The 16,905-nt window shown below is 34.4% G+C and carries 14 protein-coding genes; 11 read left to right on the top strand and 3 right to left on the bottom strand.

Annotation, left to right across the window (positions count from 1 at the left end; genetic code table 11):
* The first annotated feature begins 1 nt into the window (after position 1).
* The 5 genes from DWB61_RS05275 (at position 2) to DWB61_RS05255 (ending at position 4,155) form a co-directional block, all read left to right on the top strand.
* Positions 2-1,594 (top strand): response regulator, encoded by a 1,593-nt coding sequence (locus tag DWB61_RS05275; protein WP_125029840.1) that lies wholly within the window; start codon positions 2-4, stop codon positions 1,592-1,594.
* A 1-nt stretch (position 1,595) separates the two neighbouring features.
* Positions 1,596-2,462 (top strand): CheR family methyltransferase, encoded by an 867-nt coding sequence (locus DWB61_RS05270; RefSeq protein WP_125029839.1) that lies wholly within the window; start codon positions 1,596-1,598, stop codon positions 2,460-2,462.
* Entirely contained in the window at positions 2,447-3,016 is a 570-nt protein-coding gene (locus DWB61_RS05265) for a chemotaxis protein CheB (protein WP_156190184.1), read from the top strand. Before DWB61_RS05270 ends, DWB61_RS05265 begins: the two co-directional genes overlap by 16 nt.
* A 63-nt stretch (positions 3,017-3,079) precedes the next feature.
* Positions 3,080-3,622, top strand: coding sequence for a class IV adenylate cyclase (locus tag DWB61_RS05260; protein ID WP_125029837.1), 543 nt, complete (start codon positions 3,080-3,082; stop codon positions 3,620-3,622).
* Between the two features lie 83 nt (positions 3,623-3,705).
* Complete coding sequence (locus DWB61_RS05255; protein WP_125029836.1) at positions 3,706-4,155, top strand: hypothetical protein; 450 nt, start codon at positions 3,706-3,708, stop codon at positions 4,153-4,155.
* Positions 4,156-4,213: 58 nt separating this feature from the next.
* Here the strand turns inward: DWB61_RS05255 and tsaD are convergent, their stop codons facing one another.
* Positions 4,214-5,236 (bottom strand): tRNA (adenosine(37)-N6)-threonylcarbamoyltransferase complex transferase subunit TsaD, encoded by a 1,023-nt coding sequence (gene tsaD / locus DWB61_RS05250; protein WP_125029835.1) that lies wholly within the window; start codon positions 5,234-5,236, stop codon positions 4,214-4,216.
* 163 nt (positions 5,237-5,399) lie between these two features.
* Here tsaD and DWB61_RS05245 point away from each other — a divergent pair, with 163 nt between their 5' ends.
* From DWB61_RS05245 to DWB61_RS05225, 5 genes are all read left to right on the top strand, one after another.
* Positions 5,400-9,797, top strand: coding sequence for a translocation/assembly module TamB domain-containing protein (locus DWB61_RS05245; RefSeq protein ID WP_125029834.1), 4,398 nt, complete (start codon positions 5,400-5,402; stop codon positions 9,795-9,797).
* A gap of 206 nt (positions 9,798-10,003) precedes the next feature.
* Positions 10,004-11,392: a sodium:proton antiporter NhaD gene (gene nhaD / locus DWB61_RS05240; protein WP_125029833.1), complete on the top strand. Its 1,389-nt coding sequence runs from the start codon at positions 10,004-10,006 to the stop codon at positions 11,390-11,392.
* 167 nt (positions 11,393-11,559) lie between these two features.
* Positions 11,560-12,270: a MotA/TolQ/ExbB proton channel family protein gene (locus DWB61_RS05235; RefSeq protein ID WP_125029832.1), complete on the top strand. Its 711-nt coding sequence runs from the start codon at positions 11,560-11,562 to the stop codon at positions 12,268-12,270.
* A 95-nt stretch (positions 12,271-12,365) separates the two neighbouring features.
* Positions 12,366-12,758 (top strand): ExbD/TolR family protein, encoded by a 393-nt coding sequence (locus tag DWB61_RS05230; protein ID WP_125029831.1) that lies wholly within the window; start codon positions 12,366-12,368, stop codon positions 12,756-12,758.
* 3 nt (positions 12,759-12,761) lie between these two features.
* Positions 12,762-13,709 (top strand): cell envelope integrity TolA family protein, encoded by a 948-nt coding sequence (locus tag DWB61_RS05225; RefSeq protein ID WP_125029830.1) that lies wholly within the window; start codon positions 12,762-12,764, stop codon positions 13,707-13,709.
* A gap of 56 nt (positions 13,710-13,765) precedes the next feature.
* Here the strand turns inward: DWB61_RS05225 and DWB61_RS05220 are convergent, their stop codons facing one another.
* Positions 13,766-14,542: a sulfite exporter TauE/SafE family protein gene (locus tag DWB61_RS05220; RefSeq protein WP_125029829.1), complete on the bottom strand. Its 777-nt coding sequence runs from the start codon at positions 14,540-14,542 to the stop codon at positions 13,766-13,768.
* A gap of 92 nt (positions 14,543-14,634) precedes the next feature.
* Positions 14,635-15,915 carry a serine hydroxymethyltransferase gene (gene glyA, locus DWB61_RS05215; RefSeq protein WP_125029828.1) on the bottom strand — a complete coding sequence of 427 codons (1,281 nt, stop codon included), beginning with the start codon at positions 15,913-15,915 and terminating at the stop codon, positions 14,635-14,637.
* A gap of 467 nt (positions 15,916-16,382) precedes the next feature.
* Between glyA and DWB61_RS05210 the strand changes: the two genes are divergently transcribed.
* Complete coding sequence (locus DWB61_RS05210; protein ID WP_125029827.1) at positions 16,383-16,865, top strand: hypothetical protein; 483 nt, start codon at positions 16,383-16,385, stop codon at positions 16,863-16,865.
* The last annotated feature ends 40 nt before the right edge of the window (positions 16,866-16,905 follow it).

Genomic DNA, 16,905 nt, shown 5'->3' with positions numbered 1-16,905 from the left:
TATGAATAAGGATAAAATACTAATCGTAGACGATAAGGAAGAGAATTTAATCAGTCTTGAATATATTCTTGGTGATTTTAACGTTGAGATTGTCAGAGCTTTTTCAGGAGAAGAAGCATTAAAACATACACTGAAGTATGAATTTGCAATGGCAATTCTTGACGTCCAAATGCCAGGTATGGACGGCTATGAAACGTTGGAGCTCATGCGTCAAAGAAAGAAGACCAAATACCTTCCGGTAATCTTTGTTTCTGCAATCCATCAAAGCGATTATCATATTGTAAAAGGCATAGAAACAGGTGCAGTAGACTTTATACCTAAACCTATTATCCCCGAAGTTCTTAAAGGCAAGGTCAATGTCTTTCTTGATCTTTATAGACAAAGAAAAGAATTAGACCTTGTATTAAAATACCTTGAGGAGAAAAATGAAGAACTTATTTTAGCCAAAAATAAAGCAGAAGACGCCACTCAAGCTAAATCAATGTTCCTAGCTAATATGTCTCACGAAATACGTTCTCCTATGAATGGCATATTAGGTCTTTCAAGATTAATGCAAAATGAAACTGAAAACTCAGAACATCAAGATATGCTCAATGTTGTAACAACATCGGGCGAACATCTCTTACAAATCATAAATGACATTCTCGATTTCTCAAAGATTGAAGCAGGACAGATTGACTTAGAATGCATTGACTTTGATATTAGGAAACTATGCGATACGATATATCAATTACTCAACTTTAGAGCTGTTGAAAAAGGAATTAGCTTCAATATAGATATTGACAAAGATGTTCCACTAATTCTTAGAGGTGATTCTTTTAGATTAAACCAGATCATCATGAACTTAACCAACAATGCGGTTAAATTCACATTAAAAGGTGCAGTTAATGTATCAATTAAGTTGCTTGAGAAAAATAAAGAGTGGGTATCTTTATTATTCTCAGTAAAGGACACTGGTATCGGAATTCCCGAAAAAGCCCAAAAAACATTATTCAAAGAATTCACGCAATCTGACAGTTCTATCTCCAGACAGTATGGAGGAACCGGACTGGGCCTTGCAATTTCAAAGAATCTAACCAATTTGATGGGTGGCAAGATTACACTTCAAAGTAAACAAGATGTAGGTTCAGAGTTCATGTTTGAACTCAAATTCGAATATAAAGAACAGGAAATGATTATACGCCCTACCGATAATAGTGAACTATCACAAGACCTCACAATACTTGTAGCAGAAGATAACCCTATCAATCAAAAAGTCGCCGTCTTAACTTTACGACACTTAGGTTTGAGCTGTGATATTGCTAAGAACGGACTTGAGGCTCTACAAATGTACAAAGAGAAGAGATATGATATCATTCTTATGGACATGCAAATGCCAGTACTTGACGGACTCAATGCTTCCGCTAAAATTAGAAGCTTTGAGACAAATGAAAATATCGAAAATTCAACTTATATCATTGCACTAACTGCAAATGCATCATCCGAAAACAGACAACAATGTCTTGATGCAGGTATGGATAATTTTTTAAGCAAGCCTTTTAAAGAAGAAGGCTTAAAGAATGTTTTGAGTCAAGGAATCAAAACTGTTCATTAAGATGACAAGCAATCAGGATAAACAAGAGAAATTTGATAATATCGACATTGAAATACCTTTGATACTTGAAGCCATTTATCAAAAGTACGGATATGATTTTCGAAGATATTCCCGTTCTCATATTAAAAGACGTTTGGTACATCGATTAGCTATCAGTAATTTGGAAAGCATCTCTCAAATGCAGGATAAAGTTCTACGTTCGAAGGATTTTTTTATTGAATTACTCGAGGACTTATCAATCAATGTCACCGAAATGTTCCGCGATCCTGAATTTTACGCTTCATTTCGAGAACATGTTATTCCAAATCTAAAAACATATCCATTCATTAAAATATGGCATGCAGGCTGTTCAACGGGGGAAGAAGTCTATTCCTTTGCCATTCTTTTGAGAGAAGAAGGCATTCTTGATCGTTGCCAGATATATGCTACTGATTTTAATCGAAAAGTTCTGGAAGTAGCCAAGCAAGGCATTTACTCCATTCGTGACATTGAGCTTTTTGAGAGGAACTATACAAAATCTGGAGGAAAATCTAAGTTATCAGATTTTTACACCATGAAATATGGATCTATTAAATTAGATCAATCCTTAGTTAAAAAAGTCGTATTTGCTGATCACAACCTCGTGACTGATTCTGTTTTTGCCGAAGTAAACCTTATTATTTGTCGTAATGTTCTCATTTATTTCAATCGAGATTTGCAAAATAAGGTAATCAACTTATTCCATGAGAGTTTATCATCTAGCGGACATTTGTGTCTAGGATCCAAGGAAAGTTTAAAATTCACTGCCAATGAGAATTGTTTCTCGAATGTGGATGATAAACAAAAAATTTATAAGAAAAGCTTAAGCAAATCATGTATAAAGCTTTAGTTATAGGCACCTCATTGGGAGGCCTGGAAGCCCTAAAGGCTATCATTCCTCTGTTACCAAAAGATTTCCCTTTGGCAGTGATTGTTGTTCTCCATATTGGGGACAATCAGAACGATTCTTTTATTCGTTATCTTAATGACATCAGCCAACTATTCGTCAAGGAAGCTGAAGAAAAAGAGTCGATTTCTCCTGGAACAGTTTACTTTGCACCACCAAACTACCATTTATTAATTGAGAATGATAAAACATTTGCTCTTTCAACCGATGCTAAAATCAATCATTCAAGACCCGCAATTGATGTGTTATTCGAAACGGCAGCCTGGTATTATAGACAAGATCTTATTGGTGTTGTTCTTTCGGGCTTAAATCAGGATGGAGCCTATGGTTTACTCCAAATAAATGATTTGGGTGGGATTTGTATTGTGCAAGATCCTGAAAATGCTATCGCTAGAATCATGCCTTCTGAAGCTTATAAAATAGCAAAACCACAGTTTATTGTACCTCTTCATCAAATTGCTGACAAGATTATTGAATTGGTACAATCTCAACACTAAACAAATGGTCTTCATATCAAATTTATCTCTACTTTTGAGCCATAAATTTATTCAAAACAGACCATGCTAATAAATATAGAGATCAAATCTAGTTGTCGTAATTTAAACAAAGTTAGAGACATTCTTAAAAGTCAAAATGCAGATTTCAAAGGTATAGATCATCAAAAAGACACCTATTTCAATTCTAACAAGGGCCGTTTAAAACTTCGTGAAGGGAATATTGAAAACAATTTGATTCATTACGAAAGAGAGGATACTCAAGGAAATAAAGAAAGTAAATTCACACTTTATAAAACCGAGGTCGATTCTAGTCTTAAAACGATATTAGAAAATGCAATTGGTAACAAATGCATTGTTGAAAAAGATAGAGAAATATATTTTATCGATAATGTGAAATTCCATTTAGACACAGTAAAAAATCTAGGAACATTTATAGAGATTGAAGCTTCAAACAAAAATAATGAGTTCTCTAAAGATAAACTTCAAGAGCAATGCAATTTCTATATTAAACTACTTCAAATTAATCCAAAAGATTTCATCTCCAATTCTTATTCAGATATGATTCAGCAAAACAACTTATTCTCACAAATTCTGATCGAGGAATAAATGGTTTTGTCCCGAATTTCGACAAAGGTTTTTATGTTGCTTCAATTTTGAGTAACTTGAATCAAATCTAAAAACAAACAACCATGCTTCAATTCGAATACGATATCCGAAGTCATAAGGTTAAAGCACTTAATGGTAAGAGTAAACAATTAGCAGTTGGTATTGCATTTGTTATCACTGCCATTGTATTATACTTCTTTGTTAGATACCTAGAGATTATCTATCTATGCAAATATTTTGCCCCATTTTTAATCATTATAGCATCGATATATACGGTCGGAATTCTATTAGGCTGTAAGTTTATGTATCCTCGTGAATATCTAAAAATAAACTCACGAAGAATAAAATATAAATATGGATGGTTTAAAAGACGAATAAAGATCTACAGAAAAGATATCAAAGAATTCAAGCTTATTAACCATGAACTCATTGTACTAACGAAGGAACAGGAAGAATTTAGAATTTGCCTCAAAGATTTTTCTGATGAAGCCATCATGGTTTTAAAGGGTTATCTAAATATCACAACAGAGTAGAGTCAATTTGAATGATCAAAAAAACAGCCTTGAAAAAATATTTCAAGGCTGCTTTATTTTATTTGATAGTCATTCGTGCAAAAGGAGCGGTATCCTGTTCCACAAAATCCTTTTTCAGATATTTAAAATAGCCTGTAATAGCAATCATTGCAGCATTATCAAGAGAATAACCCAGCTGTGGAATATAAACTTTCCATCCCAGCTTAACAGCAGCTTCTTTCATCGCATTCTGAAGACCCGAATTAGCAGAAACACCTCCAGCGATAGCAACTTCCTTTATGCCTGTTTCACGAACTGCTCTTTTTACTTTATTCATCAAGACATCAACAATTGTATATTGAAGTGACGCACACAAATCATTCATATTCTCCTCAATAAAATTAGGATTCTCCTTAACTCTATCGCGAAGAAAATATAAGAACGAGGTTTTTAATCCACTAAAGCTATAATTTAATCCCTGTATTTTGGGTCTGCTAAATTCAAAAGCCAATGGATTGCCTTCCTTCGATCTCTTATCAATTACCGGGCCTCCTGGGTAAGGGATTCCCATTACCTTTGCACATTTATCAAAGGCCTCACCTGCTGCATCGTCAATCGTTTCACCTATCACTTCCATATCCATATGGTCCTTCACAATAATAATTTGTGAATTACCTCCTGACACTAAAAGTGCTAAAAAAGGGAAATTAGGATGATCGTAAGTGTTTTTTAAATCATCAATAAAATGAGCTAAGATGTGAGCTTTAAGGTGGTTTACCTCGATTAGAGGAATATTCTTCGATAAAGCAAAGCCTTTGGCAAAAGAAGTCCCTACCATCAACGATCCCAAAAGTCCAGGTCCTCGAGTAAAAGCAACTGCATCAATATCATCCGCAGTCACATTCGCTTCTTTTAAAGCTAGGTCAACTACAGGAATAATATTTTGTTGGTGGGCACGAGATGCCAACTCTGGCACCACTCCGCCGTATGCCATATGCACAGTTTGAGTGGCCGTAATGTTAGAATGAATCACACCATCACGTAAAACTGAAGCCGACGTATCATCACATGATGATTCGATTCCTAATATCGTTATACTCATTAAATTAAAAATTAACTTAAAAACATTAAAAAAGACTATAATCACAGCTTACACTAGCTGTTTTCTATTTCTTTTTTATCTAATTTTGTGCAACTGCACTCAAAAGCACAAAACTATTAAAAAATTCTTCAAAATATCAATTTGGTCCATAGCAAGTATCATTATGGTGCTTATATTGGCTTATCTCATATTTTTGAGCCCTCGCGTACAAACATATATTAGTCAAAAGATAGCCAAATCCATTTCTGAACAAACACACACTCCTGTTACAATAGAAGGTGTAAATTTTTCGCCTTTTAAAAACATTATCCTTAAAGGTGTTTATATTGAAGATTATAAAAGAGATACTTTAATTTATGTTGGAGAGTTGAAATCGAAACTTGATTCGATAAATTTCAAGACAAGAAAGGCTTATATAGGCAAGCTTATCTTAAATAAAGCGTATTTTAATTTGTACGAGGGGGAAGATCGAAAACAAAATCTTCAAGTTTTTATCGATTCCCTTTCAAAAGAACAAGAAGTCAAAGATACATTGATTCAAGAAAAACCCTGGAACATTAATGTTTCAAACCTGGACTTAATAAATTCTCATTTCAGTTTTGTTACAATTCAGGCAAAAAAACAGGCTTTTGGAATGAATTACGACGACATTGATGTTAAAAATATTAAGCTTCAAGCTCGTAATATCAAAGTCATTGGCGATTCTGTTGTTTTTGATTTAAAACACATGAGTTGTATTGAAAAATCTGGTTTTATTTTAAAAGATTTTAAAACTCATTCTTGGATTACACCAACACAATGGGGTATGTCGGATGTGACCATGAGTTCGACTAAAAGTGAAGTTTCTGCACGGCAGATACTTTTAAATTATGTAAGTGGACAAGGTTACTGGAGGCATTTTACTACAAAGATGAAGCTTGACTTTCAAATTAGATCATCAAAAATTAGTTTCCAAGATCTGGCTTATTTTAACGACAGATTATTAGGCTTTAGAGAATCAGGGTTCTTATCTGGTCATGTGTATGGTACAATTTACGATTTAAAGGGACAGAACATTAATATCCTTTATGGTAATCAAACTAGTTTCAAAGGCCGATTCTATATGAATGGTCTTCCAAACATTGCCAGTTCTTACCTCGAAGCTGATTTTAAAGAACTTACAACTAGCATTTCAGATATTGAGAATGTTTATATCCCTAACTATGAAGGTAATCATATTCAGCTGCCAAGTCAGTTAGATAATCTGGGTCTCATACATTATCAAGGAAAGTTCAATGGTTTTATTAACGATTTTGTCTTTTATGGAAATTTCCAAACTGATCAAGGTAATATCAGAACTGACATCCTACTAAAACCCAGCCTTATAGAAAACAGCCTTAGTTTCACAGGTGATATAAATACTCAAGATTTTAACCTGGGACACCTATTAAGTCAAGAAAAGATTGGGAAAGTATCAATGAATGTGGCCTTAAAGGGATCCACCTCCAAAGATGTGACTCAAGGCGTGATGAAAGGTAATATTAGCAAATTCAATTTCTTTGATTACGAATACAAACACTTATCGCTCGATGGGTACTTTGCTGATAAACATTTCGATGGTAAAATATCTCTTCTAGACCCGAACATTGGGCTTGACTTTACAGGTAAAATAGACTTTTCGAAGGAGACTCCTGTGGTTAATTTCGATTCTCAATTGAAGAATGCTAAATTATTCCCTCTACATCTAAACACTAAAGATGAACTTTCAGAACTCAATTTGAACATAAATGCAAACTTTACCGGTGCTCGATTTGATAATGCTAATGGTAATATTTTCATTAATGATATTAAGTATAAAAATGGCAGAGGAGAATTCAATTTAGATAAGATCATTATCGATTCCAAAACCACCCCAGAACTCAAACAATTTGATTTAAAATCAGATTTAGCAGATTTAAATGTGAAAGGAAATTATGAACTTGATAAGCTTGTTTCATCCTTATCAAACATGATATACTATTATCTACCCGCTTATGCTCCTGATTCATCATACACAAAAATAGACTCAACCAATAAATTTGAATTCGATCTTTTAGTAAAGGAAAATTCAGGATTGACTGAACTAATCTACCCTGAAATAAGCATAGCCCCCCAAAGCCAACTGAAAGGGGAAATTAATGCAAAAGAGCATTCCTTAAATCTTAAGCTTGACATTCCAGTCTTAAATTACGATTCAAAATCTATTGAAGGAATTAAGATAAACTTGAACACCGACAACAATAAACTCAGTTTGAAAGGACGTAGTGATAAATTATCTTTTACTGATGATTATAACATTTTTAATCTTTCACATCAAATTGAAGCCCAAAACAACCAAGTTAAATACGATTTAAACTGGAATAACTGGGGGATAAAAACTTATAGTGGCTCCTTGTCTGTTATGGGAACTGCCAGCTCTAAAATACTAAATTCAGATCCCAAATGGGAAATTGATATTCTACCCAGCACTATAATTCTTGCTGACAGTACTTGGCAAATAAGTCAATCACACATTCAAATAGATAGTACAAGCTATACCATCGACCAATTTAAGATTAGTCAAGGTGAACAATTTTTATCAATAGATGGCAAGGTTTCTTCTCAAGTTGAAGACATGATTAAATGTCAGATCAATAATATCAGCTTGAAGAATATCAATACAATTACCAACAGCAAGAATTTAGGTATTGATGGGAATACCAGAGGCTACTTTCAACTCTCTGACTTTTACGGTGACCGTCTAACCAAGTCTGATCTTATTCTAGATAATCTAACTTTTAATAGAGATACTATTGGCGATTTCCATCTTAAAAGTGATTGGGATAAAATTGAACAAAAGTTTTCTCTGAAATCATATGCGATTCATAATAATAAGCGAGAAATCAATATTGAAGGTGACTATTTTCCCGTATTAGATTCAATTAATCTAAGTCTCAATTTAGATTCTATGCGGATGAATGTACTTCGACCTTATTTGGAAGGAAGTATATCTGAACTAGAGGGACGATTAGGTGGATTTATGAAAGTAGAAGGTTCTATTAATTCTCCTCGCTTTTATGGTAAGCTTAAATTCCTGAATACAAGATTCAAAATTGATGAGTTGCAAACTAAATACTCTTGTAATGACAGTATTATTTTCACACCACAAGAAATACAATTCAATAACTTAAAATTCTATGATTCCGAAAATAATCTGGCTGAAATCTATGGGGCTATCACACTAAATAATTTTGAAAAGATTGATCTAGACATAGCCATTAACACCAAAAACTTCAAACTTCTCAATACAAAAATCACTGACAATGAGCTCTTATACGGTCAAGCTTATATGACAGGTATCACACATCTATATGGTTCCCCTGATGATATAGAAATTGAGATTGATGTAAAAACCAATAAAGATACCCGCATATACATCCCTCTAAACAAAACAGGCGACATTGAGCAAAGCAATTTCATCACTTTCATTAACTCCTATGAAACAGTTGAAGTCGCAAAGGAAAAATATGATATTGATCTTAGCGGTATAAAACTAAATTGCAACCTTGAAATTACGCCAGAAACCGATATACAAATCATTTTAGACCCTAAAATAGGAGACATCATAAAAGCAAATGGCACTGGTAATCTAAAACTCGGAATTGATACCAAAGGTGATTTTAATATTTACGGTAATTACACCATCAATACTGGAAGTTATTTATTCACACTTCAAAATGTGATCAACAAAAAATTTGATTTATCAAATGGTGGGACAATTAAATGGAATGGAGATCCATACAGTGCAACAATTGATATCAATGCCATATATAACGTAAAGACAACTCTATACGATCTCTTATTGAACACTCCTTATATCGAGAACAAAAAAAAGATACAAGTACAGTGTAAAATGAACCTAAGCCAACAACTTAGCAATCCTAGTATTCGTTTCGATATCGATTTCCCAACTCTGGATCAACAAACGCAAAGTATCCTTGATGCTCTTTTCTCAACAGAAGATGAGATGAACAAACAAATTCTATCTCTATTGGTACTGAATCGTTTTTATACTCCAGAATATATGCGTTCTACGGATGCTGACTTTGAAAATAAAAATTCAAGTTATGCGGTTGGAGTTACGACAAGTGAGTTATTGTCTAATCAATTATCTAACTGGCTTAGTCAAATCAGTAATAAATTTGATGTTGGTTTCAGCTATCGCCCAGGAGACAACATTACTAGTGATGAAATAGAAGTGGCTCTTTCGACTCAGATTTTCGATGATAAAGTGACAATAAATGGTAATTTGGGAACCAATTCCAATAAAAACCAGGATAATGATATCGTAGGAGACTTCGACGTAAATATAAAAATTGATCAAAAAGGGAAATTGAAATTGAAAGCTTTCACTCGATCTAATGAATATTTATCAGACAATGCCTCTCGGAATACACAAGGTGTTGGTATATTTTATAAAGAAGATTTCAATACCGTTGGTGAACTGTTCCGAAAATATCTAAATTTTTTAAGAGCCAACAAGAAAACCGAAAAGACTGAATAACAAAAACTTACCTAGGACGATGTTTTTTCTTGACTTTTAGTATTCTAAAAATTTAAAGTCTCCTTTTTTTATTAATGCTCATTCTAAATTACTTGATATGAACTTTTATTAGGAATTAGGCGACATTTGGCATTCTCTAGATAGTTAAATATAACTATATTAGTGACCGACAAAAAGCAATTAATTAACTATTAAAACAAGATAATATGTTTACATTAATGGTCGTGGTTTTTGTTCTTGGCTATATTGCAATTGCCCTCGAACATCCATTGAAAATTGACAAAGCCGCTTCGGCGCTTTTAATCGGAGTTATAACTTGGGCACTTTATGTGTTTGGAGGCGTTGACATACTTGGTTCAGGAGTAAGTAGAGCATGGAATGAGTTCGTACTTCACAATCCAGGTTCAGACAACCCAGAAGCTATGCTTCATTTTATAACCCATCATGAAGTCCTTCATCACCTTTCTGAAATTTCAGCCATTCTGTTCTTCCTTTTGGGAGCTATGACCATTGTTGAAATAGTTGACCAACACGAAGGGTTTAAAATCATTACTGACAAGATTAAGACAACAAACAAAGTTAAGCTTCTTTGGACCTTAAGTATCCTGACTTTCTTTATGTCAGCAACTTTAGACAATCTGACTACAACAATTGTTCTTGTCGCCTTAATTCGTAAACTGATTGCTGATAAAGAAGATCGTTGGTTTTTTGCGTCAATGGTTGTATTAGCAGCAAATGCCGGGGGTGCATGGTCTCCAATCGGAGACGTTACAACTATTATGTTATGGATTGGTGGACAGGTAACGACTCTTAATATTATAGGACACGTTATTTTACCAAGTTTATTCACCATGCTTGCTCCTCTTGTTGTAGTAAGTTTCTGGTTAAAGGGGGATGTTACTCGTCCTAAATTAAGTGAAACCAATAAAAAGGAATACACCTCACATAAAGAGCAAATATTCATCTTATGCTTAGGAGTATCTGCACTTCTTTTTGTTCCCGTTTTTAAAACGGTAACACATTTACCTCCATACTTAGGCATGTTATTCGGACTAGGTGTTATGTGGGTTGTAACAGAAATTATGCACCGTCACAAAGGTCATGAGTTTAAATCTCGATTGAATGTTACTGGTGTTTTAAAGAAAGTTGATGTTCCTACTGTGCTATTCTTTTTAGGTATTCTTTCTGCTGTTTCAAGTATGCAATCAGCGGGTCACCTGGATATCTTAGCTAGTTGGTTAGATTCAAATCTGCACAATGTATACGCAATTAACTTAGCAATTGGTGTCCTTTCTGCTATCGTCGATAATGTACCTCTGGTTGCCGCTGCAATGGGTATGTATGACATCGCTGGACCTGAATCTATAGGTTATGCTGCTAATTTTATACAGGATGGTATCTTCTGGGAATTCTTAGCATATTGTGCTGGTACAGGAGGATCTATCTTAATTATTGGTTCTGCTGCTGGTGTGGCTGCTATGGGAATGGAAAAAATTGATTTCATCTGGTATTTAAAAAAGATTTCTCTTCTTGCAATTATTGGTTATTTAGCTGGTGCTGCTGTTTTCTATTTGCAAGCAACTTACCTGTTCTAAGTCGTAATTTCCTGGTAGCAATACCTTTAATCGTTTGACTTTAGGAATTTGAAAAAAATCTCCTCGAAATAGTCAAAGAAGAAAATACAAATATTAATTTAGCGAGATATAATATTTTATATTATATCTCGTTTTTTTATATATGGACAAATCAGAAAATTGACAATATGAATTACCTTTCGATGCTTGCAGGACTTCAGAATATAGCTCAAAATGAAGAAATTATAAGCGAAACTTCAACGAAATCCACTGAAATCACCCTCAACTTTATTGATCTAGCTTTTAAAGGTGGTTGGATCATGATTCCTATCTTTGCCTTATCCATTATTGCCATTTGGATTTTCTTTGAACGTTTTTATGCTATCCGACGAGCTTCGAAGAAGGATGATAATTTCATGAATCGTATCAAAGATTATATTCATGAAGGTAAAATCGATTCAGCGTTATCACTTTGTGAGTCGAATGACACACCAGTTTCAAGAATGATCTCAAAGGGTGTTAAACGTATTGGTCGCCCTTTAAACGATGTAAATGCCGCTATCGAGAACATCGGGAACCTTGAGGTTTCAAAACTAGAAAAAAACTTACCAACACTTGCTACTGTTGCAGGTGCTGCGCCAATGATTGGTTTCCTTGGTACGGTTATGGGTATGATTCAAGCCTTCTATGCTATGGCAAATGCTGGAAATAATATCGATGTATCACTTTTAGCAAACGGTATATACACTGCTATGGTAACAACTGTTGCTGGTCTTATCGTTGGTATAATAGCCTATTTTGCCTACAATATTTTAGTTGCTAAGGTTGAAAAAGTCGTCTTCACTATGGAAGCAACTACAACCGAATTTATGGATCTTTTGAATGAACCCATCAAGTAATTAAAGTTTTTTAGATGTGAGAGATGAGATTTGAGTTTTCACGACTCCTAAGCATCTCAAATCCAGTATCTCATCACTAATAATTTATTAAAACTATGGCATTAAAATCTAGAAATAAAGTCAACGCCAATTTCAGTATGTCATCCATGACTGATATTGTCTTTTTATTGTTGATCTTTTTTATGGTAACATCAACCTTAATTGCACCTAATGCGTTAAAGTTATTATTACCCAAAAGTAGTAATCAAACTGCATCAAACCCGATTACTTCAGTATCGATAGATAAGCATTACAATTATTATATTGAAACCACACGGACTCCATTTTCTAAGTTGGAGGGCAAATTACAGAACTTATTAGCCAAGCATGAAGATCCAACTATTTCACTTCATGTTGATAAATCTGTACCCATGGAGCAAGTCGTAAAAGTAATGAATATCGCAAAAAACAATAAATACAAGCTGATTTTAGCAACATCAGCAAAATAACTCATGAAGGATTCCAAAAGTAAACGAATAGGATTTGTGGGGACATTACTGTTTCACACAGGAATTGTTGCACTCCTATTTTTTCTAGGTTTCCGCACTCCTCTACCCTTCCCTGAGGAAGAAGGTATTCTTATTAACTTTGGTAATACAGATCAAGGAGCTGGTAACAAAAGACCTGCTCCTACACAATCACCAGCTGCCCAAAAATCAAAGCCTAAACCAGTCATTGAAAAGAAAGAGGCCGTAAAACAAATAAAAAAAACAGCAAGCTCTCCTAAGGAAAAAATCTTAACTCAAAATACAGAAGACGCTCCCGCTCTACTTTCTGCTGAAGAAATTGCGAAAAGAAAGGCAAAAAAAGAAAAAGCTATAAAATTAAAGCAAGAACAAGATAAGGCGAGAAAAATCGAAGCGGAGAAGAAACGTATCGTTGAGCAAAAAAGACTAGAGGACGAGAAAGCCGAGCAAGAAAGATTGGCAGAAATTGAACGTGAGAACTTAGCTGAAATTGCTCGTCAGGAGAAAATTACAAGCATTAATAATAAAACGAAGAATGCTTTTGGAAGTGGCACATCAAATGCCAATTCACAGGGGAAGACTTTTCCTTCTGGGAATCAGGGAAAAATAAATGGATCGCCTGATTCAAATAATTACACAGGTAGTGGATTAGGTAATAAAGGCAATTCTTTTGATCTAAAAGGGAGGAATTCTATATCCATCCCTAAACCACAGTACAACCTGCAGGAAAGTGGAAAAGTTGTGGTAGAAGTAACAGTTGATCGTAATGGTAAGGTGACTAATGCACGACCAGGAGTTTCAGGTTCTACAACGGCCAATTTAACACTATTCGAAGCTGCAAAAAGAGCTGCTTTAAAAGCTAAATTTAATTCAGATAGTAAAGCTCCAGCTCATCAACGTGGAACCATTACCTATCATTTTCAATTGGATTAGAGTTTAGCAAAACCTAAGAGTCTAACTCCTCTAATTGGTTAAAAACCAGTCATCTTCTATTTCAGTATCATCATAAAAAGATCAAATACGCCTAAGAATTTGATTGAAGCAACAATAATCACCCCCATTAAAATATAACGAACGTATTTGGCACCCCAGCTAACAGCAAATCTTGTACCAAACCAAGCCCCAATCATATTGCCAACACCAAGAATTAATCCAATTTTATAATCAACTTGGTCGTTATAAATAAATACCACAAGAGCAAAAGCCGTATAAAGAAGTACAATAAATATTTTTATGGCGTTGGCCTTAACCAGATTAAAACCTGCCCCCAGAACTAAACCTGCTAAAAGGAAGAAACCAACTCCTGCCTGAATAAATCCGCCGTAAAAGCCTATAAAAAAGAAAATAATATATTGACTCAAACTTGGTCGCTTTCCCATTTTCCCCACTTGACCTTTCACCCATGCATCTGGCTTATAAAGCACAATAAAGAACAAAACAATTAGAATAGCACCAATCGTTTTCTCCATGATATCCTCATTGATATTGACAGCAAATATAGCACCCAAAATAGAGCCCACAATTGCAGGTAATGCCAAACCTAACCCTTCTTTATAGTCGAAGACTTTCTGTTGTTTAAAACTGGCAACACCAACGATATTCTGCATTAAAATAGCAATACGCAAGGTTCCATTGGCCACGGTAGCTGGCAAGCCCAGAAAAATGAGTAAAGCTAATATTAGTATCGATCCACTACCAGCTAAAACATTGATAAATCCGGCAAATACACCTGCCAAAACAACTAAAATATACGAGTACCATTCCATAATTTATCCTACTAATATCAAAAAAACACTGACAAGGTATAAAAATAAAGGCCACCCAGTGGGCAGCCTTTAAAATATATCCGTAATAAAAATTACCAAGCAAACATTGGACGCTCAGTCATCAATTCATTAACACGAGTTTTAACTGAAGCAATAACGTCTTCGTTATCGATGTTAGAGATTACTTCATCAATCATTGCAACAATAATTGGCATTTCTGTTTCCTTAAGACCACGAGTTGTGATTGCAGGAGTACCAACACGAATACCAGAAGTTGCAAATGGAGAACGGGTATCAAATGGAACCATGTTCTTGTTGATAGTGATATCAGCTTTCACCAATACATTCTCAACTTTCTTACCCGTAATTTCTGGAAATTTAGAACGAAGGTCAACCAACATAGAGTGGTTATCAGTTCCGTTAGAAACAACTTTATAACCAAGTTTAATGAACTCTTCAGCCATTACCTTAGCATTCTTTTGCATCTGAATTGCGTAATCTTTGTAGCTATCAGTTAAAGCTTCACCAAAAGCAACAGCTTTTGCAGCGATAACATGCTCCAAAGGTCCACCTTGTTGTCCAGGGAATACAGCAAAATCTAAAACTTGAGACATCATCTTGATTTCTCCCTTTGGAGTCGTTTGTCCCCAAGGATTTGGGAAATCTTTACCTACCAAAATCAAACCACCACGTGGTCCACGAAGTGTTTTGTGAGTTGTAGTTGTAGCGATATGTACATAAGGAATTGGGTTACTCAACAAGCCTTTAGCTATAAGACCAGCTGGGTGAGCAATATCAGCCATTAATAAACAACCAACTTTATCAGCAATTTCACGTAATCTTACAAAATCCCAATCACGAGAGTAAGCAGAAGCTCCTGCCACAATCATTTTTGGCTTATGCTCTAAAGCTAAAGCTTCTACCTCATCATAATCAACAAGACCAGTTTCCTCATTTACGTGGTAAGGAATTGGATTGTATAAATTACCAGAAAGATTTACTGGAGAACCATGAGAAAGGTGACCTCCGTGAGCTAAATCTAATCCCAAGAAAGTATCACCTGGCTTCATGCAAGCATAAAATACAGCTGCATTTGCCTGAGCGCCTGAGTGAGGCTGAACATTAGCATACTCTGCACCAAATAATTCACAAGCTCTATCAATTGCCAACTGCTCAGTTTGATCTACGATCTGACAACCACCATAGTAACGCTTACCAGGATATCCTTCAGCATACTTGTTAGTTAAACATGAACCCATAGCTTGCATTACTTGCTCACTTACAAAGTTCTCTGAAGCGATCAATTCGATTCCTTCTTTCTGACGATTGTGTTCTTGTCCAATCAGGTCGAAAATAAGAGTATCTCTTTCCATTGTTGTTTTTTCTTTTGTTTATTTTATAAAATCTGTCAGTGCTATTCTGTAAGTTAGATCCTAATTATTCATTAAAATCAAAACTCAAATCAATTGAATCGAGGGCTAATCAAATCAATTACAATCCGCTGAATTACAAGTTATAATTACCTCTAAAAAAGCATGATTCCCACCTCTTTTCAATTTCCCAAAAATAGGCAATTAGGCCTATTAAAAAAATATTTAAGACCTTTTTTACAATAGCTTTTGAATAATACAATAAACAACTAACAATCAATAAATTTTACACTTGAAAATTTCAGAATTTATTTCTTCGTTTATTTTTATTCATAGGAGTTAGAGATATCAAAATCGAGTTATTTACAGTACTTATCTATTTTATGTAATTAATTGTTTCCTTTTTTGTACATTTATTACCGTCAAAAAATTCTTAATTAGATAAAAAATAACACCAAACAAAACCTAATATGGAAACGATATCAGTACATCCAACTCCTCGTCCAGCTCTACTAACAGTACTTTGTGTTCTGACTTTTATAGGAAGCGGAATGGGGGTTATGGGAAATCTCATGTCTATGTTTATAGCACCTTTTATGGATTTTTTTGAGCCCTCGATGTTTGATGAAGCATTTAACCAATTAGGAAACAATCCAGGAGATAAATTTGTTGAAGAAATGCTAAATGTTGCAATCCTGGCCATGGAAAACATCTTCACTATTTCTTTACTAAAATTCATTTTTAGTGCTCTAAGTATAGTTGGTGCTATCTACATGTTTAAAATGAAGAAAATTGGTTTCTATATTTATATTGCCGCTCAGGTAGGATTCTTAGCCATTGGGCCTATCACTTTAGGATGGAATTTATTAGTAAGTATGTCCATTTTCTTTTCAGGCTTTTTCTCATTACTTTTTATTGCTTTATATGCGATCAATCTAAAGCATATGTCCTAATCATTCTATAATCAATTAACCTATAACTAACACTTTAATT

This window comes from Ancylomarina euxina (assembly GCF_003863355.1).
GTDB classification, from domain to species: Bacteria; Bacteroidota; Bacteroidia; order Bacteroidales; family Marinifilaceae; genus Ancylomarina; species Ancylomarina euxinus.
Note: the sequence above shows the minus strand (reverse complement) of the source record. Positions and strands in the feature narration are given on the sequence as shown.

Coding starts and splice junctions, on each gene's coding strand:
- DWB61_RS05275 (WP_125029840.1), top strand. CDS start 2: ATGAATAAGGATAAAATACTAATCGTAGACGATAAGGAAGAGAATTTA.
- DWB61_RS05270 (WP_125029839.1), top strand. CDS start 1,596: ATGACAAGCAATCAGGATAAACAAGAGAAATTTGATAATATCGACATT.
- DWB61_RS05265 (WP_156190184.1), top strand. CDS start 2,447: ATGTATAAAGCTTTAGTTATAGGCACCTCATTGGGAGGCCTGGAAGCC.
- DWB61_RS05260 (WP_125029837.1), top strand. CDS start 3,080: ATGCTAATAAATATAGAGATCAAATCTAGTTGTCGTAATTTAAACAAA.
- DWB61_RS05255 (WP_125029836.1), top strand. CDS start 3,706: ATGCTTCAATTCGAATACGATATCCGAAGTCATAAGGTTAAAGCACTT.
- tsaD (WP_125029835.1), bottom strand. CDS start 5,236: ATGAGTATAACGATATTAGGAATCGAATCATCATGTGATGATACGTCG.
- DWB61_RS05245 (WP_125029834.1), top strand. CDS start 5,400: ATGGTGCTTATATTGGCTTATCTCATATTTTTGAGCCCTCGCGTACAA.
- nhaD (WP_125029833.1), top strand. CDS start 10,004: ATGTTTACATTAATGGTCGTGGTTTTTGTTCTTGGCTATATTGCAATT.
- DWB61_RS05235 (WP_125029832.1), top strand. CDS start 11,560: ATGAATTACCTTTCGATGCTTGCAGGACTTCAGAATATAGCTCAAAAT.
- DWB61_RS05230 (WP_125029831.1), top strand. CDS start 12,366: ATGGCATTAAAATCTAGAAATAAAGTCAACGCCAATTTCAGTATGTCA.
- DWB61_RS05225 (WP_125029830.1), top strand. CDS start 12,762: ATGAAGGATTCCAAAAGTAAACGAATAGGATTTGTGGGGACATTACTG.
- DWB61_RS05220 (WP_125029829.1), bottom strand. CDS start 14,542: ATGGAATGGTACTCGTATATTTTAGTTGTTTTGGCAGGTGTATTTGCC.
- glyA (WP_125029828.1), bottom strand. CDS start 15,915: ATGGAAAGAGATACTCTTATTTTCGACCTGATTGGACAAGAACACAAT.
- DWB61_RS05210 (WP_125029827.1), top strand. CDS start 16,383: ATGGAAACGATATCAGTACATCCAACTCCTCGTCCAGCTCTACTAACA.